Here is a 25,215-nt window from a genome sequence, read left to right as displayed (position 1 = left end):
TACAATAAATTTATTCTTTCTTTTTTTAAATTATTTGTAACCTGTTTTTGTAAAGTATCGTCTTAACTTCAGAAAGCGCTTAAAAATTAGTCATTAATCAAATAAAATTAAAAATATGAATCCTGCTATTATTATATCTATTTCCTTTTTTGCGTGCATCTTTGGTATTTTCTTTCTGTTTTTTCAAACGAGAAATAAGGAACGTCTAGCCCTTATCGAACATGATAAAGATGCTTCAATATTCAAGTTTAGAAAAGATAGATCATCACCGGTTTGGGCTGTAATCTTACTTAATCTATCGCTTGTTTTAATGGGGGTAGGTTTTGGTTTTCTAATAGGAAATTTAATAGAAGCTTATACGGTATTAAACGACGATTTAGGATACATTGCCAGTTTATTCTTTACTCCTGGAGCATTTTTACTTCTAGGGTTCTATCTCACACGAAAACTAAAACTTTAATAATCCCATAAACGAATAAAAAAAGCTACCAAATTGGTAGCTTTTTTTTATTTATATCGTATCTATCGATTAAGCTTTAAATAATGGGCGACCGTGCATTAAAGCATTCACTTCAGATTTCACTTCAGCTAGTTTTGCGTCATTGTTAATATTTTTAATGACTCTGTCGATAAGCTCCACAACTCTTGGCATATCTTCTTCATCCAAACCTCTTGTAGTTACCGCTGCAGTACCAATTCTAATTCCTGAAGTTACAAATGGTGATTTATCATCAAATGGCACCATGTTTTTGTTTACGGTAATATCGGCTTTCGTTAAAGCTTCCTCAGCTTCTTTCCCACTTACTCCTTTATTTCTAAGATCGATAAGCATACAGTGATTATCGGTTCCTCCAGAAATAATTTGATAGTCTTTCTCTACAAAAGCTTCCGCCATTTTTTTGGCATTTTTCTTTACCTGTACGGCATAGTGTAAAAACTCATCGGTTAAAGCCTCTCCAAAAGCTACTGCTTTAGCGGCGATAATATGCTCTAAAGGACCGCCCTGGTTTCCTGGGAAAATGGCACTGTTTAAAAGAGCAGACATTTTCTTGAGATTTCCATTCTTAAGCTTCTCTCCAAAAGGATTATCAAAATCCTTACCCATCATGATAATTCCTCCTCTTGGCCCACGAAGGGTTTTGTGGGTAGTAGAACTTACGATATGACAATGTGGTATAGGATCTCCTATCACTCCTTTAGCAATAAGACCTGCAGGATGCGCGATATCTGCAAATAAAATAGCACCAATACTATCTGCAATTTCTCTAAAACGTTTATAGTCGATCTCACGAGAATAAGCAGAAGCCCCAGCAATAATCATTTTTGGCTTTTCTTTTTCGGCAATCTCGGCAACTTTATCATAGTCTATACGTCCGGTTTCTTTATCGACTCCATAAAACACCGGCTCGTATAATTTTCCTGAAAAGTTTACTGGAGAACCATGGGTTAAATGCCCTCCATGAGAAAGATCAAATCCTAAGAATTTTTCTCCCGGTTTTAAACAAGCCTGAAAAACAGCAGTATTTGCCTGTGAACCCGAATGTGGCTGTACATTGGCATACTCGGCTCCAAAAAGTTCTTTTAAGCGATCGATCGCTAACTGCTCTACTTCATCAACAACCTCACAACCTCCATAATAACGTTTACCGGGATAACCTTCTGCATACTTGTTGGTAAGTACAGATCCGGCAGCTTCCATCACCTGGTCACTAACAAAATTCTCACTTGCAATAAGCTCTAAACCATGCAGTTGACGCTTTTTTTCCTTCTCGATTAAATCAAAAATTATTGTATCTCGTTGCATCTTAAATATTTACGTTAAATATTCATCAAAAGTAATAAATACATTCGGTTAATTACAGGAAAATAATATATTTGAATCAATCAGATTTTAACAAATTTTTATTTTTCTATGTCTATTACTGCAAACGATCCTAAAAGAAAAACCTGGCTGGATATTCCCAAGAACACTGATTTTCCAATTCAGAATATTCCTTTTGGGGTGTTTTTAACCAGAGACGATATCATCACTATCGGAACGAGAATCGGTGACTTTGCTATCGATCTTGGCGCTTTACACCAACTTGGTTATTTTGAAGGTATTCCTTTAACCGATGATATTTTTCTTCAGGATACTTTAAATGATTTTATTTCAGACGGCAAAAAAACCTGGCGTTTGGTGAGAAATCGTATTGCCGAAATTTTTGACGAGAAGAATGACGCATTAAAAAACAATCAGGAGCACCGCAATGTCGTACTATTCACTTTAGATGAAATCGAAATGCAAATGCCGGTACAGGTAGGCGATTATACCGATTTTTATTCCAGTAAAGAGCATGCTACTAATGTGGGGAGTATGTTTAGGGATAAAGAAAATGCACTTTTGCCAAACTGGCTACATATCCCTGTTGGCTATCATGGTAGAAGCTCTTCTATAGTTACCAGTCACATTCCCATTCATCGTCCAAAAGGGCAAACCATGCCTGAAGGGGCTAAAGAACCAGTATTTGGTCCTTCAAAGCAGATCGATTTCGAAATGGAAATGGCTTTTATCACTACAGATGCTAATTTGCTTGGCGAACCTATCCCGGTAGACGAGGCTGAAGATTATATCTTTGGTATGGTGATGTTTAATGACTGGAGTGCTCGTGACATCCAGAAATGGGAGTATGCACCGCTAGGCCCTTTTTTAGCTAAAAATTTTGCCTCTTCTATCTCTCCTTGGATTGTCACCATGGATGCTCTAGAGCCATTTAGAACCAAAGGACCTGAACCGGAAAAAAAATTAATGTCTTATTTAAAATATACCGGAAAGAAAAGTTTTGACATCAACCTTGAGGTATTCTTACAACCTGAAAATGGAGAAGAAAATCTACTATCCAAAACAAACTACAAATATTTGTACTGGAATATGAGTCAGCAACTGGCCCATCACACTATTAACGGATGCCCGGTAAACTCAGGAGATATGATGGCCTCAGGAACCATTTCTGGCCCAACACCAGATACTTATGGAAGTATGTTAGAGCTTTCGTGGCGTGGGGAAAAACCTGTGCAACTAAAAGATGGTAGTCTTCGCAGTTTTATAGAAGATAATGATACCGTAATTATGAAAGGTTACTGCGAAAATGAGAGCATAAGAATTGGTTTTGGTGAAATTAATACCAAAATATTACCTGTTTTCGAACCAAAGAAAAAGTAAGCTATACCTAAATATTGATAATAAAAAAGCTGCCAGATCATGGCAGCTTTTTTATTTTATACTCGACTATAACTTCTAAATCCCCTCGACTCACGCATTGCCGCTTCCGCAGCTTTCTTTTCGTCAATGCTACCGCCATTCTTTCGATCTTCGGGCAAAATAGCTTCACTGTGATCCTGGAACTCTCGTTTTTGTCTTTCAGTTTCCTGACCCTTTTTGATGGCTTCCCATCTTCTTTCGAGTTCTTTAAAATCTATCTCTTTATCCATAACTTTAATTAATCTTTTTCTCTGGATCAAAATTACAAATAGCCATATATTTCACCAGATTGATTAATAATCTTTAACAAAGGTTTCTAAATTTAATTTAAAAAAATAAAATATTCAAATTCTATAAAAATTCTTTAAGATTCTCTACATCTATATCCTGATGAGAACTATGATGAACTACTTTTTTTTGTTGAAATAAAATAAGCTGAGGACTCTCATGCCTTACATTAAAACGCTTGGCTATTTCATTAGAAATATCTCGATAACTCAACAAATCCAGAAAATAAAGATCAACTGGAGCTTCTTTAGGAAGGTCGTAAGAATTTTCAAATTGTCTTAACACCATCTTACTAATACCACAACGCGTAGAATGTTTTAAAACCCCTACAAGATGCTGCTCAGACTGCTGCATAGCTTCCTCTAATTGCGTCACTTCAACTAAAGGAATCCAATTAATTTTAGATTCATTTTTCGATTCCTTTTCTCCACCAAACATTTTATCAAAAATTCCCATATTTCAATTTTTTTGCAAAGATACAGCTTAAAATCAGATGATTATTCCACAATATAAGATTTTCAATATAAACACAAAAACCGCCGATTTGTCTTTAAATTTTTTAAAAACAATGCCATTTTGTCTAATTATTCGGAAGGTATAGCATTTGCTATTTAGAATTTAAAAAAATATAAAACAAAATGAACTTTAATAATTTCACCATAAAATCACAGGAGGCGATCCAGCAGGCACAACAGCTTGCTCAGGAGATGGGCCATCAGCAAATTGAAAACGAACATTTGTTCAAAGCGATTACTACGGTAGACGAAAATGTAACACCATTTTTGCTAAAAAAACTGAACATTAACGTTAATCTTTTTAATCAAATTCTGGACAATACCCTTCAGAGTTTCCCTAAAGTTAGCGGCGGCGATATCATCTTGAGTCGGGAAGCCGGTAAAACGGTAAACGAAGCATCGGGTATTGCTAAGAAAATGAACGATGAATATGTTTCTATTGAACATTTAATATTAGCGATATTTAAGTCTTCAAGTAAAGTAGCGCAAATCTTAAAAGATCAGGGAGCTACAGAAAAAGGCTTAAAAGCAGCCATCGAAGAATTAAGAAAAGGAGATCGCGTAACTTCACAAAGCGCTGAAGAAACCTACAATTCCTTAAACAAATATGCAAAAAACCTTAACCATCTAGCCGAAACCGGAAAACTGGATCCGGTGATTGGCAGGGATGAAGAAATACGCCGAATTTTACAAATCTTATCCCGAAGAACCAAAAACAATCCCATGTTGGTAGGTGAACCGGGGACCGGTAAAACGGCGATTGCTGAAGGTTTAGCACATCGAATTGTAGCTGGTGACGTACCAGAAAACTTAAAAGAAAAACAAATATTTTCTTTAGATATGGGGGCATTAATTGCCGGAGCTAAATTTAAAGGAGAATTTGAAGAAAGATTAAAAGCGGTAATAAAAGAGGTAACCGGTAGCGATGGTAATATCGTATTATTTATTGACGAGATCCACACGCTTGTTGGGGCCGGTGGTGGCCAGGGGGCTATGGATGCTGCGAATATTCTAAAACCTGCTTTAGCTCGTGGAGAACTAAGAGCCATTGGAGCTACCACTTTAGATGAATATCAGAAGTATTTTGAAAAAGATAAAGCTTTAGAGCGACGCTTTCAGAAAGTGATGGTAGAAGAACCAGATACCGAAAGTGCAATCTCCATTCTTAGAGGTATTAAAGATAAATACGAGCAACACCATAAAGTAAGGATTAAAGATGAGGCAATTATTGCCGCGGTAGAATTATCGCAACGTTATATTACCAACCGTTTTTTACCTGATAAGGCCATCGACCTAATGGATGAAGCGGCATCTAAACTTCGTATGGAAATTAACTCTAAACCGGAAGAGTTAGATGTGCTGGACCGTAAGATCATGCAACTTGAAATTGAGATCGAAGCTATTAAGCGCGAAAAAGATGAAGCGAAATTAAAATCTTTACGGGCAGATTTAGCGAATCTTAAAGAAGAACGTAATGAAATCCACGCACAATGGAAAAACGAAAAAGAAGTTGTCGATAATATCCAGGGTGCGAAAGCTGAAATCGAGGAATATAAGCTGGAAGCCGAACGAGCCGAACGTGAAGGCGACTATGGGAAAGTAGCCGAATTACGTTATGGTAAAATAAAAGAAGCTCAGGAAAAACTGGAACGTCTTCAAAAAGAAGTTAAGGAAAGAGAAAGCGGTAAGTCTTTAATTCAGGAGGAAGTTACCAATGATGATATCGCTGAAGTAGTTGCGAAATGGACCGGTATTCCGGTAACTAAAATGCTGCAAAGCGAGCGGGAGAAATTGCTTCGATTAGAAGAAGAACTGCACCGCCGTGTAGTAGGACAGGAAGAAGCAATCGTGGCGGTAAGCGATGCTGTACGTAGAAGCCGCGCCGGATTACAGGATCAAAATCGACCCATTGGATCTTTCTTATTCCTGGGAACCACAGGTGTGGGTAAAACCGAATTAGCGAAAGCACTGGCCGAATATTTATTCGATGATGAATCGGCAATGACCAGAATCGACATGAGTGAATATCAGGAGCGCCACTCGGTAAGCCGATTAGTGGGTGCACCTCCGGGATACGTTGGCTATGATGAAGGCGGACAGTTAACCGAAGCGGTGAGACGTAAACCTTATTCAGTGGTACTTTTGGATGAGATCGAAAAAGCGCATCCAGACACTTTCAATATCCTTTTACAGGTATTGGATGAAGGCCGACTAACAGACAATAAAGGACGCCTGGCTGATTTTAAGAATACAATCATCATTATGACTTCTAATATGGGAAGCCAGATTATCCAGGATAAATTTGAGGCTATTCAGGATATTGAAACAGCGATGGAAGCAGCCAAAACTGAAGTACTTGCTTTACTAAAACAAAGTGTACGACCAGAATTTATAAACCGTATCGATGACATTGTGATGTTCTCACCTTTAACCCAGAAAGACATTAAACGAATTGTCGATCTGCAATTAAAGGGAGTAAAGAAAATGCTAGCCAAACAGAATATTGTTTTAGATGCTACAGAGCAGGCACTGGCATTCTTAGCTAAACGCGGTTTCGACCCACAATTTGGTGCAAGACCGGTAAAGAGAACGGTACAAAAAGAAGTATTGAATAAATTATCGAAAGAAATCCTTTCTGGTCATATTCATACCGATAGTATCATCCTGTTAGATGAATTTGATGACCACTTGGTATTTAGAAATCAGGAAGAATTGAAAGCATCTGAATAAAAAACAGGAGAAAGATGAATTAAAAAAGAAGTCGCTAAGCTTAGTAATAAAACTGCTTAGCGACTTTTTTTATTTGTTACTCACTCCAAAATTTTCAAAGTAAACAAGCGCCTGATTAAAATCTTCTAGGGTATTAAAAAGAAAACCATTTTACAATTTTAAGACTTCGAGGTGTTGTGATAATCATCAAGTTCCGGGCACATAGTATTTAGCTGTTACAATAAAAAGAGTGCTATTTTTAGCTGCTATCGATACTTATGATATTACGAAAATCTCATCTACATAATTTCTATGCTTCCTTTACCTTCTCTAACTACTTCAGGTTGATCTGTTGTTAAGTCGATTACCGTACTTGGTATGTTATCACCATAACCACCATCAATCACGATATCTACCAGATTATCCCATTTTTCCTGAATTAACTCAGGATCTGTGGTATATTCTATCACCTCATCTTCATCTCTTATAGAGGTAGAAACGATAGGATTACCAAGCTCTGCTACGATAGCTCTACAAATATTGTTATCGGGAACTCTTATACCTACCGTTTTCTTTTTCTTAAATACCGTAGGCAGATTATTATTTCCCGGCAGGATAAAAGTATAAGGACCAGGTAAACAACGTTTCAATATTTTAAAAGTCGAGGTATCGATTTGCTTTACATAATCTGAAAGATTACTAAGATCGTGACAAATAAAACTAAAATTGGCTTTTTCTAGTTTGACTCCTTTAATTTGAGCGATCTTTTCTAACGCCGAATTATTGGTGATATCACAACCCAACCCATACACGGTATCGGTAGGGTAAATAACTAGTCCGCCATTTCGAAGGGTTTTTACCACTTTGGTAATTTCACGCGGATTTGGATTTTCGTTATAAATACGAATAATTTCTGCCATTTTTAATCAGCTTTTTCAACTTCTTTTTCTAGCTTAAGGACGTTACTACCGTCTTCCTGCTCGATATAAAGGGCTTTATTTCCCTGTTCTCCTTTACGGGTAATTTTACTTCCATCAATAGTTTTTGTCACTTCCTTGGTATAAGTTTCAGTTACTTTACCGGTGGCGGTGCCATTACCCCATTCCCACTTAACCTTACTTCCTTTCTGAATCATCTTTTTCTTTTGAAGATAAAAAGAAAGCCGCATTTGGCGAATCTGAATAACACAAGTTTAACTCGAAAACTAGATACTGGAGTAATTAACTAATCATTAAAAGAAGTAAAGTTAGAATAAAGCAAAGAATTTTCAAGCCAAAGATCATAATGAAGTTAGCCTAAAGTTCTATTCTAAACATTAATAACCTATTGTGTCTTAATTAAAGAAGTAAATAGAAATTTAATCCCTAAACGAACTGGCTAATCTATTTACAAAAGAGATTACTGCACCAAAAGAAGCTATACCACAAAAAATAAGAATAGCCGCAAGTACTTTACCTATATTGGTCACCGGATATAAATCTCCATAACCTACCGTTGTAATTGTCACAAAACTCCACCATAGGGCATCTTCAGCAGTTTTAATGTTGCCTACGTCTTTTTCTATATACAGTACTGCGGTTGTACATAGCACTAAAGTGATAAAGGCAGAAAATACTATAAACCCATAAAGCGATGTTGCTTTGTTCTTTTTTATGAAAATGATCAATAATTTTATTGATTTTATGATTCGCAGCACCCTAAAAATCCTAAAAACCCTGATAAACCTGAATTGGTAAATAATCGGTATGGAAGACAAGAGATCAAGCCATCCAACAGTATAGAAGTATTTCCATTTACTTTTAGCAACAAACAACTGTGAAAAAAAATCGCACAGAAAAACTATACACAGTAGAAAATCAAAATAGCCAATGAGTTTATATAATTCTGATTCGACCGGAATAAAAAATGTTATGGATAGCAGAACTATGCTAAATATTGAAAGAAGACTTACAATAATATTTGCTATGACCATTTATTACTTCAGTATATTCAATTTAGCGAATCTTAGCAATAGTTTTTTGATGCCTCCATTTTCAAAATCGATTTCGGCTTTTTTATCCTGGCCAACACCTTCTATCCCCAAAACTTTTCCTTTACCAAAACGCATATGTTCTACCTCGTTCCCAACGTCAAGTTGAATAGCATTTGAGGCTTTCTCGGGCTCTGAAGCTGCCGGTCTTAACTTTCTTAGCTTTCTTAGCTGTTCTTCAGTTGGCTTATGCGCAGGTGGAGTTCCTGCTTTTGGTTTGGTTTGGCGTAATTTAGATTTATCAACTTCGTCGCCAAAAATATCTGTATTGATAAGCGGCTTATATTTATAATCATCCTGCGGAATCATATAATCCAAATACTTATCATCGATTTCCTCAATAAACCGGCTTGGTTCGGCATCTACTAATTTCCCCCAACGATATCGGCTTTGCGTATAGGTTAAAAACGCCTGTTTCTCTGCTCTGGTCACTGCAACATAGAATAAACGGCGTTCTTCTTCCAACTCAGATCGAGTATTCATACTCATTGCCGAAGGAAACAGATCTTCTTCCATTCCAACAATATAGACATAAGGGAACTCTAATCCTTTCGCCAGGTGAATGGTCATTAGCGCTACACGATCTTCATCTTCGGTATCCTTATCCATATCTGTTGCCAACGCCACATCTTCTAAAAATTCAGCTATCGATCCATTAGCATCAGCCAACTCTTTTTGTTCTTCAACAAAATCTTTAATCCCGTTTAATAATTCTTCAATATTTTCAATTCTGGCAATTCCTTCAGGTGTGCCATCCTTTTTTAATTCCTGCACCAGTCCGGTTTTCTTGGTAACCGTATCAGCAACCGTAAAAGCATCGGCATTCTGCGCCAAAATTGTAAAATGTTTGATCATATTTACAAAATTATCCAGCTTGGTACGTGTGCTTTTAGTGATCTTAAGTTCGGGAAGGTGATCCAGATTTTCCAAAACCTCAAAGATCGATTTCCCATATTTATTGGCAGCGATACTCAACCTATCCATGGTTGTTGCTCCAATACCCCGGGCAGGATAATTAATCACCCGCTTCAAGGCTTCCTCATCTTTTGGATTAATCAATAAACGTAAATAGGACAGAACGTCCTTTATTTCTTTACGCTGGTAAAAAGATAAACCTCCATAAATTCGATAGGGAATATCTTTCTTTCGCAGAGCATCTTCCATTGCCCTACTTTGTGCATTGGTTCGATACAAAATTGCAAAATCGCCATTAGCCATTTGCTGTTGCATCTTATTCTCAAAAATCGAACTCGCTACAAATCGGCCTTCTTCACCATCGGTTAATAATCGGTTTACCACTATTTTTGGACCATCATCATTTGCTGTCCAAACCACTTTGTCAAGTTTGGTTTGGTTTTTATCGATTATTGAGTTTGCAGCATTAACAATATTTCCGGTAGAGCGGTAATTTTGTTCTAAACGGTACATTTCAACTCCATCGTAATCTTTCTGGAAATTCAGGATATTATTAATATTGGCACCGCGGAAAGCATAGATACTTTGTGCATCGTCCCCAACCACACAAATATTCTGAAATTTGTCAGACAGGGCTTTTACAATTAAATACTGTGAGTGATTGGTATCCTGATACTCATCTACCAGAATATAGCGAAAACGATTCTGGTATTTTTGAAGCACTTCAGGAAAACGGTTTAAAAGCTCATTGGTTTTTAGCAATAAATCATCAAAATCCATCGCCCCGGCTTTAAAACAACGCTGCACATATTCCTGATAAATATCGCCCATTCTCGGCTTTTTGCTCATTGCATCGGCCTCCATCAATTCTGGATTGTTAAAATAGGCTTTTACGGTAATCAAACTGTTTTTATAAGACGAAATACGGCTATAAACCTGTTTATACTTATAAACATCTTTATCAAGCTGCATATCTTTGATGATCGCCCTAATCACACTTTGCGAATCCTGAGTATCATAGATTGTAAAATTAGAAGGGTAACCTAATTTATCTGCCTCAAAGCGCAAAATCTTGGCAAAAACTGAATGAAATGTTCCCATCCACAGATTCTTGGCTTCACTTCTACCCACAATCTGTGAAATACGGTGCTGCATCTCACGCGCCGCTTTATTAGTAAAGGTTAAAGCTAGAATATTAAAGGCATCGATCCCTTTACTCATCATGTATGCGATCCTATAGGTAAGTACCCGGGTTTTACCAGAACCTGCTCCGGCAATTACGATCATAGGACCATCAATCTGCAATGTTGGCGCCCTTTGGGCGTCGTTTAATTCGGCTAAATAAGCTTCCAATTTCCTTCAAATTTTAAAAGGGTGAATTTAACCAAAATCAATCAATTTCTAAACCCAGCCTGTTAATACTTTTAAACAGTGGTAAGCGAATTTCAAATAGTTTATATTTTTTAGTATTTTTAAGAAAACTACAGTTTAAATAAATACAACCATCATTTTTAACACATTTCTATGAAGAAAATTTACTACCTACCCCTTATTCTATTTTCAATTTTCGGTTATGGTCAGCAAATGGATGCCGATCTTAAAAAAGATATCGCTAACGTAGAAGAAAAAGTCATTGAATGGCGAAGGGATTTTCATGAACATCCCGAGCTATCAAATCGCGAATTTGAAACCGCCGAAAAAATCGCAAAACATTTAAAAAATCTAGGTTTGAAGGTCGAGACCGAAGTTGCCAAAACCGGAGTCGTAGCTCTACTTAAAGGGGACCATCCCGGCAAAGTTGTGGCTTTAAGAGCTGATATAGATGCTTTACCAGTGACCGAAAGAAACGAGCTTCCTTTCAAATCTGAAGTTACTACCGAGTTTTTAGGTTCGCAAACCGGTGTAATGCACGCCTGCGGCCATGATACACATACCGCTATTTTAATGGGTACCGCTGAAGTTTTAGCCAAGCACAAGGATAAAATTCATGGAACCATAAAATTTATTTTTCAACCGGCTGAAGAAGGACCACCGCCTGGAGAAGAAGGTGGTGCTAAATTGATGATTAAAGAGGGGGTGTTAAAAAGCCCTGATGTGGATGCCATTTTTGGTTTGCATATCAATTCAGAAACTCCCGTGGGCACCATCCGGTATAAGCCTGAAGGTACAATGGCAGCAGTAGAACGTTTTGTTATTACGGTAAAAGGAAAGCAAACACACGGCTCGCAACCCTGGAGCGGAACCGATCCTATTCTTATTTCAGCAAAAATTATCGATGGTTTACAAACCATTATTAGCAGAGATTCTAAACTGATCGATGCCGCCGCCGTGATTACCGTAGGAAAAATCACCAGTGGAGTACGTTTTAATATTATTCCTGAAAGTGCTGAAATGATTGGAACAGTGAGGACTTTAGAACCAAAAATGCGAGAAAAAATTCTAACCCGAATGAAGGAAATGGTTCCTAAACTTGCTGAAGCTTATGGCGGAGAAGCTACTATAGAACTACAAAATAACACCGCAGTAACCTTTAATGATGTTGCTTTAACCAACCAAATGCTACCAAGTCTGCAAAAAGTAGCCGGAGAAGATCATGTAGAACTGGTTAAAGCCACCACCGGTGGGGAAGATTTTTCGTATTTTCAGGAAGAAGTTCCCGGATTATATTTTTTCCTGGGCGGGCAACCTTTGGATAGTAAGGAACCGGCACCACATCATACTCCCGATTTTTTTATTGATGAAAGTGGCTTATTGCTTGGAGTAAAGGCTATGACTCAATTGGCTTTGGATTACCTTGATCCTCCAAAATAAAGCGACGGCATTCTATAAAATTAATAAGGTACTTTTTCGTTAACTTTGACGTTTAACTAAGAAAAAGTACCTTTCAATTTTTAGAACGAACCAGCATGAGCGATACCGATTTATTGCAACTACTTTATAATATCCTACCAGCATTAATTGTTGCAGGTGTGTCCTTTTATTTTTTTAAAACTTTTTCTGAAAACGAAAATCGGAGACGTCGATTTTTATTACATCAGGAAAATCAAAAAACAGCACTACCTTTAAAGCTCCAGGCTTATGAAAGAATGGCTTTATTTCTGGAGCGTATTTCTCCCGGGAATTTATTGATAAGGATTAAACCTGAATCTTCAGATAAAATTCAGTATTCCAACACTTTGGTTACCGCCATCGACCAGGAATTCGAACATAATTTAGCGCAACAGATTTATATTTCTAATGAATGCTGGAATTATATAAAAACAGCTAAAAATGCTACTATTTCATTAATTCGACAGTCGGCTGCCGATAACACAGTAGAAAATGCAGCGATGCTGCAGGAAAAGGTTCTCACCATTTTAATGGATGAAGACGCCCCTACCATTGCTGCACTAACCTATGTAAAAAATGAGGTTAAGGAAATTATGTAGTATAGTTTAGGTTTTCTAGCAATTAGCTTTTAGCTAAAAAATGCTTCCTAAAATCTGCAATTTAAATTTTTGGTTTTTAAAAGTTTACGATTAAAGGTTTACAAAAAGCTATCAAAAATTCATTAATTTAGGGTATGGATATTTTACTGATTATCGCTGTAATTTTAATCCTTTTGCTATGGTTTTGGGCCATCTGGGATGTTTCGAGATCTCGATTCGAAAATACTTATTTAAAACTGGCATGGCTGCTAGCCGTGCTCTTATTTCCTGTATTAGGATCAATATTTTATTTTCAGCTCAAGAAAAATTTCACCATAAAAGAACGAAAATTCAAACCAGATTTTAGTAAGGCTAAGCCGAATTAATAAATCTTTGTTTTCTAAAATTAGATAGAACAATAAAAAAAGAGAAACAACTCAGAAACCAAAAGAAAGGACTAATATTTTATTACTAGGATTGAGCTTTTTAGTTTTTTACACTATTTTTTCTAATTGGGATTATTTGAACAATTTAATTGCGAGTTTATTTTAGTTGCTTAGAAATTGGTATTCAGCTATCAGTTAGCTTCAAAAGCCTTGTCATTTCGAGCGAGGTACGAGTCGAGAAATCTCAATTTCGAAATCAATCTGCAAAAAAAACCTCTCCACTACGGTCGAGATGACAGCACCCGGTTTATTACTTTCCCTTCTTCTATTGAAATCTATTGATTATTTCTCGTAAATCTGACCTTCACAAGCATAGGATAACATACATTGAGGTCATTTCGACCCTGCCTCGCCGGCAGGCAGGTGAAGCCTAGGGTAATGGAGAACAGAGTTCAATGTTCAAAAAATTTAAGGTTTAAAGTTGTTTATTCTTGATTTTCCCATCAAGACATTCTTAAATTATCTTATTTCTCAAGTCTACCTTTTCTCTCATCTAAATACTCACTACTAAAATCTAGCTTCCATCACAACTCAACTTTGGTCTTTTTGGTGTTTTCTTTATCTTCTTTTACCTTGGTAGCGGCATAATCATAACCCTGCTTCCACCACTTTGTCATTAATTTTTTATTGAAGACCAGTGAATTTTCGGTAAGTTTTGTGGGAGTGTAATAAATATTCAGTTTTACATTTTTATTCAGTGCTGCCAGTTTTCCTTCAATCACATCGTGATATTCTACCTGATCGAGCACGAAACTGTATAAATTGAGCATTAAACTAAAAGGATTTTTACCCAGCACCTTGTTATATTCCATATTTTCAGCTTCTAAAATTATGGCATCTACCTCGGTAGCGCCACGTTTTATAGCTTCTCGAATGGGCACTACACATCCTAAACCTCCATCGGCATATTCAAATCCGTTTTTTTTAGCCAGGCTCATAAACGGAATATAGTTACAGGAAATCCAAATCCATTCGCAAAAATCCTCATATGAGAAATCATGAATCGATTTATATTCTACCCTATTTTTAGATAAATTAGAAACGGTTACCACAACATCCCCTACTTTATCCTTTAAGTTTTTAAAATTTTCATTTGAAAAATTACGCCTAATATGCTTTAAAAGATTTTTGCTTTCTCCAAAAGTGCGCTTCTTTTTTAAAAACTGCCAAAACATGTTAAAGTAGTTGATCGTGACATATTCCCGGCCTTCTTTTTTCTTTACTATAAAGGGATTTAAACTGAAGATTTTACGCTGATTCACATTGGTATACAGCTCGTAAACTTTTTCTATGTTACCGGCCGCAAGATGCGGAATTAGAAGGCTACCGGTGGATGTACCTAAAAAAAGATCATACTTCTTCTTTTCGGCTTCCATTAAATACTGGGCTACTCCGCCTGCAAATGCTCCTTTACTGCCGCCGCCCGAAATCACCAATGCTCGCATTAAACTTCGATTTGGTTTAATTCTTCACTCTTAAGTTTTGCGTAATTGAATCCGCTTTTCCACCATCGCTTCATCTTCTCTTCTTCAAAAATAAGAGAATTCGTGGTTAAAACTGTGGGAGTATAATAAAAATTAATAATTACATCCTTATTCGCCGCAGCGAACTTCCCTATTCTAATATTTTGATTTTCAACCCTATCTGTTATAAAATTAAATAAGTTGGTAATCAAGCCGAAAACATTTTTAGAAGGCATTCGGTTTAAATGACTTACTTCAGTTTTCAAAATAATGGCGTCTATTTCTGTGGCGCCACGTTTCACAGCCTCTTCGATGGGTACCATTGATCCAAATCCGCCATCGGCATACTCACAACCATCTTTTTGTACTAAACTCATGAATGGCGTGTAATTACAGGAGATCCAAATCCACTCCACAAAATCCTGATAATCAAAATCTTTAATAGATTTATACTCCACATCATTTAAAGATAAATTTGAAACGGTCACTAAAATATCTTTTTCTGAGGCCTTTAATTGCTGAAATTCTTCTTTTGAAAATGTATTTAAAATTAATTTTTTAAGATTTTTGCTTTCACCAAAGGTCTTTTTACCCTGTAAAAAATTACGTATTACATTAAAGTGATTAATACTAATATGGTCTACGCCGTGTTTATGTTTAATTAAAAATGGACGGTTATTAAAAATACTTGATTCGTTTACTGAAGTATACACCTTCCTTATCTTCTCTACTTCCTTTAGGGCTAAATGAGAAATTAGTAAACTTCCGGTAGACGTACCCACATATAAATCGTAATCTCGTTTTTTTTCTTCAATTAAATACTGTGCCACACCACCTCCAAAAGCACCTTTACTGCCACCACCCGAGATCACTAATGCCTTCATATATGTATAAAGTTATTTAGAAAATTGAGATTGCAAATATTCTTGTTCTGTTTTAGGAAGCGAATCTGATAATTGCTGGAATTTTTCCAAATATTTTTCATGTGTTAATAACTCCTTTAGCAATTGCCTGCAAAAATCTCTAAATCGATAGGCATAGTGCTGTGTTCCTTGCATGAGATCTTTTAAATTCTGATCTGAAAATGCATCGATCTGAAATAAATAACTGAAGGCATTTTGTCGAATTTCCATAGGATATTTTGTTTGGGTATATCCAGAAAGCTCTGCATAATTCGTCTGACTATTACCGGCATCATATTCTGGTGTTACCAAGTTAAGGGTTAACCAAAGCATTCTCACGTTCTTGTCATAAAAGCCCTGGATATTCCTGGTCTTGCTTAAATACTTAGCGCGATCCATGGGGAAATTAGTCCAAAGCGTCATTAGGGCGTATTCTTTTGTTAAGTAAGAATCATCATTCAATAAATTTTCAAACTCTGATTTTAAAGGTTGCGGAATTTCTTTCACACTAGATGCAATAGCCTGTCTTACAAAAATGTTCCCGGTTTCAAAAGCTTTTTTATACAAATCTAAGGCTTCCTGGGCAGTGGTTCCCTGTAGCTGCATAACGGCTTCCTGGCCTACATAATCGTTAACTGGAAAATCCAGCGCGCCATTTAAAATATTATATTTTGTACCCACACTTTGTTCCCTAACTGCAGCAACGTCTAAATATTTTCTAATAAATGCTGATTTTTCCAAAGAATTTAATGCTGCGTTTGCTTTAAAAGCCGATTGTTCTAACCAATCTTTTTTAAACTGTGATAACTCCTGCCCACTTGCATTCTCCATTACTTTCAGAAAATCTTCTGTAGAAACATTCTTAAAACTATATAATTCCAAATAGTTTTTTATCCCGATTTTAAAAGCTTCGTTTCCCAATTGTTCTCGCAAAATGTGTAAGGCCCATGCTCCTTTCTGGTAAAATGTAAGCGAACTGGCTTTAGGGTTAAGTAAGGCTTCCCCTTCACCGCGATCACTGAGTTTTTTTAACTGCTCGGCAGTTTCATATAACTTCCAATAATAATAGTCTTCACCAAAAATCTGCTTTTCGGCTAATAACGCGTAATACGTGGCAAAACCTTCCTGCAACCAATGATGCTTTCCTTCAGTCTCGGTAACCAGATCGCCAAACCACTGGTGTGCCAGTTCGTGTGCGTTAATATTTACATAATTACGATCTTTAAAGCCAATACTATCTGTAAGCATAGATTCAGAAAAAATAGTAGTCCCCGTATTTTCCATTCCTCCATAAAGAAAATCCTCTACCGGAATTTGCTTATAATTTTGCCAGGGAAAAGCTACCCCAATCTCATCTACTAAAAAGTCGAATATTTGCTTTGAATATCGATAAGTAGGTTCTACCAGATTTTTATCCTTTGGCTCATAAAATAAAGAAATAGGGACTCCGCCAGCACTTTGTAATTCTTTACTTTTATAATTTCCGGCAACGACTGCCACCAGATAACTACTCATAGGGTTTTGCATGCTAAAGCTCCATTGCTTAATCGAATCATTTAGCATTGTTTCGCTTTCCAATTTTCCGTTAGCAATAACCTGATAGTCCTTTTTAAAATTGATTTTTAAATTAAAAATCGTCTTTTCTCTCATATCATCAAAACTTGGTAACCAATGCGAGGTGTACCGCCCCTGTCCCTGTGTCCAAACCTGCTTGCTTATTTCTTCTGTATTTCCTAGATCCCAATTAATAAAATACATGGTTTGCTTTGGTGAGCCAGAATACTTTAGCTGCAGTGTATTTTCCTTAGAAGGTGATAGTTTCTTTTGAATCCAAATTTTGTCTTTAGCTAAGCGAAAATCAGCTTCTTTTCCATTTACTTTTACTTCTTTAAAGCTCATATCTTCAGCATCTATGAAAATAGAATCTACCGATTCTAGTACTTCAAAAGAATAGTTAACATCCCCATCAATTTTGGCCGATTCGGGATAAATACTTACTTCCGCATTTACCGTTTTAAAATCTACAAATTCGATTTGATTCTCAGGAGAGATCGATTGTGCTATCGCTAAATAGGCATTTAAAAATAAAAGTGGAAAAAATATGTTCTTCATTATTAAAAACTGTCGTTTTTGGTACTGCCAAATTACAAAATTTAATGCCAGAGGATTCGCTTATTACCGAATCTTTCGGCTTTGATTCGCAATTCTTAAAAAGAAATAGCATAAAATGTGCCTGAAATAATTCTAAAATTACGCATTTTAATATCTTCGTTTTTATGAATCCTAATATTCTTCAAACTCCGATTGATTATTTAAAAGGCGTAGGACCTAACCGCGCCGATGTCCTACGGAAAGAACTAGGGATTCACACCTATCAGGATCTGGTGAATTTTTTCCCTAACCGCTACCTGGATAAAACCCGGTTTTATAAGATTGCTGAATTACAACGCAACTCGGCTGAAGTACAAGTGGTAGGAAAAATCACTCATATTAAAACTGTTGAACAAAAACGCGGCAAACGCCTGGTTGCTGATTTTGTGGATGAAACCGGACGTATGGAACTGGTTTGGTTTAGAGGCCATAAATGGGTCCGTGAAAACCTGAAGCTCAATACTCCATATGTGGTTTTTGGAAAAACCAACTGGTTTAATGGAATGTTCAGCATGCCGCATCCCGAGATGGACACGCTGGCCGACTTTAAAAAGCAATTACGTGCGGCAATGCAACCTATTTATCCGTCTACCGAATTATTACAAAAAAAAGGGATTACCAATCGCGTGGTGAATAAAATGTTACAACAGCTTTTTGTGGAAACCAAAGCACGATTTTTTGACACCTTAAACGAAGAAATTAGAAACGAATTTAGGTTAATATCAAAAGCTGAGGCCCTTTTTAATATTCATTTTCCTAAAAATGCCGAGTTACTTGCGAAAGCGCAATTTCGTTTAAAGTTTGAAGAGCTTTTCTACATTCAGTTGCAATTACTACTAAAAAACCAGCTTCGAAAACAAAAAATAAAAGGTTTTGTTTTTGGCGAAATTGGTGAATATTTTAGTGGGTTTTATAAAAATCATTTGCCCTTTGATCTTACCGGCGCACAAAAAAGAGTGATCAAAGAAATTAGGGCAGATCTGGGAACAGGCGCCCAAATGAACCGATTATTACAGGGTGATGTAGGTTCAGGAAAAACCATTGTGGCTTTAATGAGCATGCTTATTGCCATCGATAATAATTTTCAGGCCTGTTTAATGGCGCCTACAGAGATTTTAGCGATTCAGCATTATCAGGGATTAGTAGAATTGTGTGAAAAAATGGAACTTTCTATTTATTTGCTTACCGGATCATCTAAAAAAGCACATCGCCGCGAACTACACGAAAAACTGGAAAATGGTGAGATCGACATTCTTATCGGCACACATGCTCTTTTAGAAGACAAGGTGAAGTTCCATAATCTGGGCCTGGCAATCATCGACGAGCAACATCGTTTTGGTGTAGCGCAACGGGCCAAATTGTGGCGAAAAAATAAGATTCCACCTCATATTTTGGTGATGACGGCTACTCCCATTCCTCGTACTTTAGCGATGAGTTTATATGGAGATTTGGATATCTCAGTAATCGACGAATTACCGCCGGGAAGAAAACCGATTAGAACCGTGCATCGTTTTGATAGTAACCGATTAAAGGTATTCCGTTTCCTAAAAGAAGAAATCGATAAAGGCCGACAGGTTTATGTGGTCTATCCATTAATTCAAGAATCTGAAAAAATGGATTATAAAGATTTAATGGATGGTTACGAAAGTATTGCCCGTGAATTTCCTGATTTTCAAATTTCGATCGTACACGGCCAGATGAAACCTGAAGATAAAGACTATGAAATGCAGCGTTTTGCTGAAGGCAAGACCGAAATCATGGTGGCAACAACAGTGATTGAAGTTGGTGTAAATGTACCCAATGCCAGTGTAATGGTGATAGAAAGTGCCGAGCGATTTGGCCTTTCACAATTACACCAGCTTCGTGGACGTGTTGGGCGTGGTGCCGAGCAGAGTTATTGCATTTTAATGACCGGCCATAAATTATCTAACGATAGTAAAACCCGTCTGGAAACCATGACCGCTACCAATGATGGTTTCCAGATTGCGGAAGTCGATTTAAAACTACGTGGCCCTGGGGATATCATGGGCACGCAGCAAAGCGGCGTACTCAACCTTAAAATTGCCGATATTGTAAAGGATAATGATCTCTTAAAAACCGCTCGTCACGTTGCTCAAAAAGTACTTAAAGAAGATCCAAAACTGGCTTTAGAAAAGAATAAAGTATTGCGCTTTACTTACGGGCAACTAGCCAAGCATCAAAACATTTGGAATTATATTTCCTGATTCCCGAAAACTTCTAAAAATCTATGTGAATTTTACAAACCTTAGATTATGCCAAAATAATTGGTAATACTATCTTTGTAGATTGTAAAATTACTTAGATGAAGATTTCATACAACTGGTTAAAACAATTTATAAAGCTACCTGAAAATGCCGAAAAAACCGGCGAATTACTAACCGATCTTGGTTTAGAGGTTGAAGGGATTCATAGTTTTCAAAGTGTAAAAGGTGGTTTAGAAGGTATTGTGGTGGGACATGTACTTAGTTGCGAAAAACATCCAAATGCCGATAAACTTAACCTTACCAAAGTAAATATTGGTAATGGCGAAGAAGTACAAATTGTATGCGGCGCCCCTAATATCGCTGCCGGGCAAAAAGTTCCGGTTGCAACCATAGGTACTGTTCTTTATGATGAGAAAGGTGAAGAATGGCAGATCAAAAAAGGAAAGATTAGAGGTGAAAGTAGTTTCGGGATGATCTGTTCTGAAAAAGAAATTGGTATTGGTAGTAGTCACGAAGGAATTATGGTGATGAAAGACGACCTGATCCCAGGCACACCTGTTGCTGAAATTTTTGAAGTTGAAAATGATAAAGTTTTTGAAATTGGTTTAACCCCAAACCGTGCAGATGCGATGGGACATTGGGGAGTCGCCAGAGACTTAAAAGCGGGTTACCAGCAACAAAGTAAAAGTTTAGAACTAATCACTCCATCGGTAAGTAATTTTCATGTAGACAGCCGTAGTTTAAGAATACCCATTTTTGTAGAAGACTCTTCTTTAGCACCTCGCTATTGCGGCATTACCCTTAGTGATGTAAAAGTTCAGGAATCTCCAAAATGGCTGCAGAATCGTTTAAAAGCAATTGGGCTAACTCCAAAAAATAACATTGTAGATGTGACCAATTATGTAATGCATGAACTGGGACAACCGCTACATGCTTTTGATGCTGCAAAAATAACAGGGAACGAGATTCATGTAAAGACGCTAGAGACCGGTACCAAATTTACCACTTTAGATGAAGTAGAAAGAGAACTTCACGAAGAAGACCTTATGATTTGCGATAAAGAAAAGCCACTATGCATTGCCGGAGTTTTTGGCGGCTTAAATAGCGGTGTTTCCCAAAACACCAATCAGGTCTTCCTTGAAAGCGCATATTTTAACCCGGTAAGTGTTCGTAAAACTGCTAAAAGGCATGGCTTAAATACCGATGCTTCTTTTCGTTTTGAGCGTGGTATAGATCCTAGCATTACTGAATATGCCCTAAAACGCGCCGCACTTTTAATTACTGAACTGGCCGGAGGGGAAATCACCAGTGATATCGACGATCTTTATCCTAAGAAAATTGAAGATTTCCAGGTATTCTTAACCTTCGAGAAGGTAAATAAATTAATTGGTGAAAACCTTGAAGAAGAAACCATAAAATCAATCCTGGCTTCTTTAGAAATCCGTGTAAATAATGTTACCGAAACGGGAATGGGATTAACAATTCCTTCTTATCGTGTGGATGTACAGCGAGAGTCTGATGTGATCGAAGAGATTCTTAGAGTGTATGGGTATAACAATATAAAAATCAATGAAAAGTTTAATGCTTCGGTTTCAATTTCATCGAAATTCGAAGATTACAAACTTCAAAATATAATTGCTAATCAGCTGGTTGGACAAGGATTCTATGAAACCATGGCTAATTCTCTTACCATGCCATCGCATATAGAACTCAGCGAGCAATTAAAAAGCGAATATAATGTTGAAATGCTGAACCCACTTAGTAGTGATCTTTCGGTAATGAGGCAATCTATGTTATTTAGTGGTCTAGAAAGTATTCGCTATAATTTAAATCGCAAAAGAAGAGATCTTAAGCTTTTTGAATTTGGTAAAACTTATCACAGCTATGTAAGTGGTCGCGTTGAAAATAAACATCTTTCTATTTTTGTAAGTGGTAATCAATCTGGAGAAAGCTGGAATTCAGCTGGACAAAAAGGAACCTTCTTTTATCTAAAAGGAGTTATAGAGGTGATTTTTCAAAGATTAGGCATCAAGAATTTAAAAGCCGCTGCTTCTAAAAACGATGTTTTTGCTGAAGGTTTAATGTTGAGTTCTGCAAAAGCGAAATTGGTAGAATTTGGAGTAGTTAAAAAATCGATATTAAAACATTTTGCCGTGGATCAGGAAGTTTTATTTGCAGATTTCAACTGGGATGCAGTGATAGAAATTACTAAAACACGGTCGAATAAATTTGTTGGAATTCCAAAATACCCCGAAGTAAGACGTGATTTTGCATTACTCTTAGATGAAACGGTATCTTATGCTGAAATTGAGACAATTGCTGCCCAAACAGAAAAGAAATTACTTAAAGAAGTGAATCTTTTTGATGTATACCAAGGGGACAACCTGCCCGAAGGTAAGAAAAGTTATGCGGTGAGTTTTACCTTTCAGGATGAAAACAAAACCATGACCGATAAGCAAATAGATAAAATCATGAGTAAACTTCAGTATAGATTCGAAAACGAACTGAAAGCTGAATTACGATAGTCCTTGAAATTTTCATAAACAACAAAGGCTGAAATTTTAGAATTTCAGCCTTTGTTGTTTTAAATATTATTTGAGTATTATGGAAATTGTTTAAAAATTTCATCTACATATTTTCTTACATCACGAGCTGTACGACGATTGTCTATTTCTACTTTATCTGTAGTACCCCGCCAAATAATTTTATTGTTTTTACGATTGATGAAATCAATCACTATAGATTTTGATTTATAAGGAACCTGATCTATATTCTCTCCTGTAATACGCTGAATCGTGTAATAATCCTTATACATATAGGGCTTATAATAATCTCCAATATAAAAATCTGGACGATAATAAGAATAGCTGGTGTATACAGGATCGGCGTTTACCTCTGCTTTATCGTCAAACATGGTATGAACATAGATTAAAACTTCCGGCTGATCTTCGACATAGCGATAACGCTCATCTTTCATATTTTCGTTAATCGTATTCACAATCTCGGTATTAATTTCCAGATTATTATAACCCGGAGTGGTAATTTTATTTTTATTAGGTAGAAAGGCATACGTTGTATAATTCTTTAAATCTTTCGGATTTTCACCCACTTGTGTAGACTTACTCCCACCACAACTTGTAAGGAGGATAAAAATTGATAATAGTGCACTCCAATTAAGTAATTTCATAATATTTTAAATTTTTGCCGCATATTAATAGCTTTGCACGGCAAAACAAAATGATTTAGCAAAGTTTAGAGATAAATTTAACAGCCATTTAGAAATGTATAATTGCGTTCAGATAGATTTTTTTATCAATAAAAATTCTAGTTGTAATCTAGCTCATAGCAAACACATGAGGCAGTTTTATTTTATTTCGGGATGTTTCCTACTCCTGAAAACGGAAGCCAAGCATTTAATCTCTATTATCCCTTAAATGATTAACGTTTACAGAATTGCGAATTACATGGATATTATATATTTTAGTAGCTCATGCAAAGTGACTGATGATGAAGAACTTTCCCCGCACCAACGTTGAAATCCAACTTTTAAAATCCAGAAATAAGCGTAAATCTGAACATCTTTTCCTAAAAGAAATCAATGCGATTTTTAAGGAAAATGAGCATAGAGATCAGAATATTATGCAGCAATTAAAAAATACTGCTGATGGGGAAAATATCTCAAATTCTTTCAACTTCGAACTGTTAGAATCTAATCGAATTTTTCATATTAGTGATATCCAGAAAATATGCATTGATTATCGTTTACGATTTTTAAGTTCTTCCTATTTTAAAGCTGAAATTCCTTACGAGGCGGTTATGGCTATCCGAAAGTTGGAAAACAACCAAAATACTAAACTATCCGGGTTTAAAATTATCGCTCCTGCACGATTATTTAAATTAGAAAATGCCGATGATCCATTATTAATGGCACCCATGGGCAACGATTATTATTATTTGGTACACAAGTGGGGGAACGATCTTCATCCCCTAAGAAAACTATTAATGTGGCCATTTAAGCAATTAGAGAACTTTATCTTCTCTATGTTTTTACTTAGCCTTGCCATCACTTATTTAATACCAAAGGGTATGTTTGCGCATGGGGGACAGCAAACCACCACAGAGTTTTTTATGATTTTATTTTTTGTATTTAAATGGATTGGCGGTCTTGCGATTTTTTATGGCTTCAAAAAGGGCAAAAACTTTAGCGAATCGATTTGGAACAGCAAATATTATAATGCTTAGTAAGGATTTGATAACGTTAAACTCTAATTAAATAAAGCTTTTAAAATATCTTATCTTCGTATTTTAGTATCATAAACTATTATTATGAGTACCGACGAAACATACGAAAGAGTATACACTGGAAGCGATGTAAATGTGCAATATTTACAGGAATTATTTAATAAATCTGGAATTTCTAATCGCGTTAGAAACGATATGGAATCTGGGCTAAGAGCAGGATTTGGTGGAGGTGTACCAGGACAGGTTCAGCTTTTTGTAATTAAAAGTCATTTTGATGAAGCTGTTGCTATAGTAAAATCGGCATTCCCTAGTGACGTTGCCGAATATGAGTAAACAAAATTCACCTTCTAAAGGAAGAAATTATGCGTATTTAGCCGTAGGGATTTTCTCTCTGGGCTATGGCGCATATCGTGTAATTAGCTTATACGACAATTATCAAAAGTACGAACTGCAATTTGCCCTAGCCATAGGTTTTATTACTGCTGGTATAATTTGCATGTATAGATTCTTTAAATCTTTGAAATAAAAAAGCGGCCCAAATCCAGTCATGGTCGGAAGATTATTCTTCCGACTTTTTTGTTATAAAGACTTTTTTCTTAATTATAATACCGAAGGAAATATATGAATAACCTACTGGTTATCAGATAAATAACTTGCTTTTATTCTTTGTTTTTTGTATCTT

22 protein-coding genes are annotated in these 25,215 nt (G+C 36.3%); 11 read left to right on the top strand and 11 right to left on the bottom strand.

All coding sequences use genetic code 11. The annotated features are described in order from the left end of the window. Positions 1-115: 115 nt before the first annotated feature. Positions 116-460: a DUF6249 domain-containing protein gene (locus AC13DP_RS03545; protein WP_228252405.1), complete on the top strand. Its 345-nt coding sequence runs from the start codon at positions 116-118 to the stop codon at positions 458-460. A gap of 69 nt (positions 461-529) precedes the next feature. Here AC13DP_RS03545 and glyA read toward each other — a convergent pair whose 3' ends face one another. After that, a complete protein-coding gene (glyA, locus tag AC13DP_RS03540) occupies positions 530-1,804 on the bottom strand; it encodes a serine hydroxymethyltransferase (RefSeq protein ID WP_228252404.1) in 1,275 nt (424 codons plus the stop codon). A gap of 108 nt (positions 1,805-1,912) precedes the next feature. On the opposite strand from glyA, the gene fahA reads away from it, so the two are divergent. Next, positions 1,913-3,202 (top strand): fumarylacetoacetase, encoded by a 1,290-nt coding sequence (fahA, locus tag AC13DP_RS03535; RefSeq protein WP_347406645.1) that lies wholly within the window; start codon positions 1,913-1,915, stop codon positions 3,200-3,202. A 56-nt stretch (positions 3,203-3,258) separates the two neighbouring features. On the opposite strand, the gene AC13DP_RS03530 is transcribed toward fahA, so the two are convergent. Next, positions 3,259-3,471 (bottom strand): hypothetical protein, encoded by a 213-nt coding sequence (locus tag AC13DP_RS03530; protein WP_347406646.1) that lies wholly within the window; start codon positions 3,469-3,471, stop codon positions 3,259-3,261. Between the two features lie 121 nt (positions 3,472-3,592). Continuing rightward, the gene (ytxJ, locus tag AC13DP_RS03525; RefSeq protein ID WP_347406647.1) at positions 3,593-3,985 is read right to left on the bottom strand and encodes a bacillithiol system redox-active protein YtxJ; all 393 of its coding nucleotides are present in this window, start codon (positions 3,983-3,985) and stop codon (positions 3,593-3,595) included. A 182-nt stretch (positions 3,986-4,167) separates the two neighbouring features. Here ytxJ and clpB point away from each other — a divergent pair, with 182 nt between their 5' ends. Further along, the gene (clpB, locus tag AC13DP_RS03520; RefSeq protein ID WP_013070706.1) at positions 4,168-6,774 is read left to right on the top strand and encodes an ATP-dependent chaperone ClpB; all 2,607 of its coding nucleotides are present in this window, start codon (positions 4,168-4,170) and stop codon (positions 6,772-6,774) included. A 278-nt stretch (positions 6,775-7,052) separates the two neighbouring features. Here clpB and AC13DP_RS03515 read toward each other — a convergent pair whose 3' ends face one another. From AC13DP_RS03515 to AC13DP_RS03500, 4 genes are all read right to left on the bottom strand, one after another. Next, positions 7,053-7,673, bottom strand: a complete 621-nt coding sequence (locus AC13DP_RS03515) for an L-threonylcarbamoyladenylate synthase (RefSeq protein WP_272959543.1) — start codon at positions 7,671-7,673, stop codon at positions 7,053-7,055. A gap of 2 nt (positions 7,674-7,675) precedes the next feature. After that, positions 7,676-7,888, bottom strand: coding sequence for a hypervirulence associated TUDOR domain-containing protein (locus tag AC13DP_RS03510; RefSeq protein WP_041579685.1), 213 nt, complete (start codon positions 7,886-7,888; stop codon positions 7,676-7,678). 222 nt (positions 7,889-8,110) lie between these two features. Next, entirely contained in the window at positions 8,111-8,725 is a 615-nt protein-coding gene (locus AC13DP_RS03505) for a potassium channel family protein (protein ID WP_013070703.1), read from the bottom strand. A gap of 3 nt (positions 8,726-8,728) precedes the next feature. After that, positions 8,729-11,050, bottom strand: a complete 2,322-nt coding sequence (locus tag AC13DP_RS03500; RefSeq protein ID WP_013070702.1) for an ATP-dependent helicase — start codon at positions 11,048-11,050, stop codon at positions 8,729-8,731. A 231-nt stretch (positions 11,051-11,281) separates the two neighbouring features. On the opposite strand from AC13DP_RS03500, the gene AC13DP_RS03495 reads away from it, so the two are divergent. From AC13DP_RS03495 to AC13DP_RS03485, 3 genes are all read left to right on the top strand, one after another. Continuing rightward, on the top strand, positions 11,282-12,508 hold the full coding sequence (locus tag AC13DP_RS03495; protein ID WP_233421406.1) for an amidohydrolase: 1,227 nt from the start codon (positions 11,282-11,284) through the stop codon (positions 12,506-12,508). Positions 12,509-12,603: 95 nt separating this feature from the next. Further along, entirely contained in the window at positions 12,604-13,125 is a 522-nt protein-coding gene (locus tag AC13DP_RS03490; RefSeq protein WP_272959390.1) for a DUF7935 family protein, read from the top strand. Positions 13,126-13,259: 134 nt separating this feature from the next. Beyond that, positions 13,260-13,490, top strand: coding sequence for a PLD nuclease N-terminal domain-containing protein (locus tag AC13DP_RS03485; protein ID WP_013070699.1), 231 nt, complete (start codon positions 13,260-13,262; stop codon positions 13,488-13,490). 584 nt (positions 13,491-14,074) lie between these two features. Here the strand turns inward: AC13DP_RS03485 and AC13DP_RS03480 are convergent. From AC13DP_RS03480 to AC13DP_RS03470, 3 genes are read right to left on the bottom strand one after another with little or no spacing between them, the layout of a single operon-like run. After that, on the bottom strand, positions 14,075-14,995 hold the full coding sequence (locus tag AC13DP_RS03480; RefSeq protein WP_347406649.1) for a patatin-like phospholipase family protein: 921 nt from the start codon (positions 14,993-14,995) through the stop codon (positions 14,075-14,077). Further along, positions 14,995-15,897, bottom strand: a complete 903-nt coding sequence (locus AC13DP_RS03475; protein ID WP_013070697.1) for a patatin-like phospholipase family protein — start codon at positions 15,895-15,897, stop codon at positions 14,995-14,997. Before AC13DP_RS03475 ends, AC13DP_RS03480 begins: the two co-directional genes overlap by 1 nt. Positions 15,898-15,909: 12 nt before the next feature. After that, a complete protein-coding gene (locus AC13DP_RS03470) occupies positions 15,910-18,027 on the bottom strand; it encodes a M1 family metallopeptidase (RefSeq protein ID WP_483067313.1) in 2,118 nt (705 codons plus the stop codon). A 164-nt stretch (positions 18,028-18,191) separates the two neighbouring features. Here AC13DP_RS03470 and recG point away from each other — a divergent pair, with 164 nt between their 5' ends. Both recG and pheT read left to right on the top strand, forming a co-directional pair. Then, on the top strand, positions 18,192-20,291 hold the full coding sequence (gene recG / locus AC13DP_RS03465) for an ATP-dependent DNA helicase RecG (RefSeq protein ID WP_483067312.1): 2,100 nt from the start codon (positions 18,192-18,194) through the stop codon (positions 20,289-20,291). 98 nt (positions 20,292-20,389) lie between these two features. Next, the gene (gene pheT / locus AC13DP_RS03460) at positions 20,390-22,816 is read left to right on the top strand and encodes a phenylalanine--tRNA ligase subunit beta (RefSeq protein WP_483067311.1); all 2,427 of its coding nucleotides are present in this window, start codon (positions 20,390-20,392) and stop codon (positions 22,814-22,816) included. Positions 22,817-22,893: 77 nt separating this feature from the next. Here pheT and AC13DP_RS03455 read toward each other — a convergent pair whose 3' ends face one another. After that, positions 22,894-23,478, bottom strand: coding sequence for a DUF4136 domain-containing protein (locus AC13DP_RS03455; RefSeq protein WP_083759741.1), 585 nt, complete (start codon positions 23,476-23,478; stop codon positions 22,894-22,896). 317 nt (positions 23,479-23,795) lie between these two features. On the opposite strand from AC13DP_RS03455, the gene AC13DP_RS03450 reads away from it, so the two are divergent. The 3 genes from AC13DP_RS03450 (at position 23,796) to AC13DP_RS03440 (ending at position 25,059) form a co-directional block, all read left to right on the top strand. Further along, complete coding sequence (locus tag AC13DP_RS03450) at positions 23,796-24,533, top strand: hypothetical protein (RefSeq protein ID WP_347406653.1); 738 nt, start codon at positions 23,796-23,798, stop codon at positions 24,531-24,533. Between the two features lie 84 nt (positions 24,534-24,617). Then, positions 24,618-24,866 (top strand): DUF2007 domain-containing protein, encoded by a 249-nt coding sequence (locus tag AC13DP_RS03445; RefSeq protein WP_041578714.1) that lies wholly within the window; start codon positions 24,618-24,620, stop codon positions 24,864-24,866. Then, positions 24,859-25,059, top strand: a complete 201-nt coding sequence (locus AC13DP_RS03440; protein ID WP_013070688.1) for a hypothetical protein — start codon at positions 24,859-24,861, stop codon at positions 25,057-25,059. The genes AC13DP_RS03445 and AC13DP_RS03440 overlap by 8 nt, the downstream gene beginning before the upstream one ends. Positions 25,060-25,215 lie beyond the last annotated feature (156 nt).

Source organism: Zunongwangia sp. L-65, from assembly GCF_056859415.1.
The sequence above is the reverse complement of the archived record's forward strand: the minus strand, read 5'-3'. Positions and strand labels throughout refer to the sequence as shown.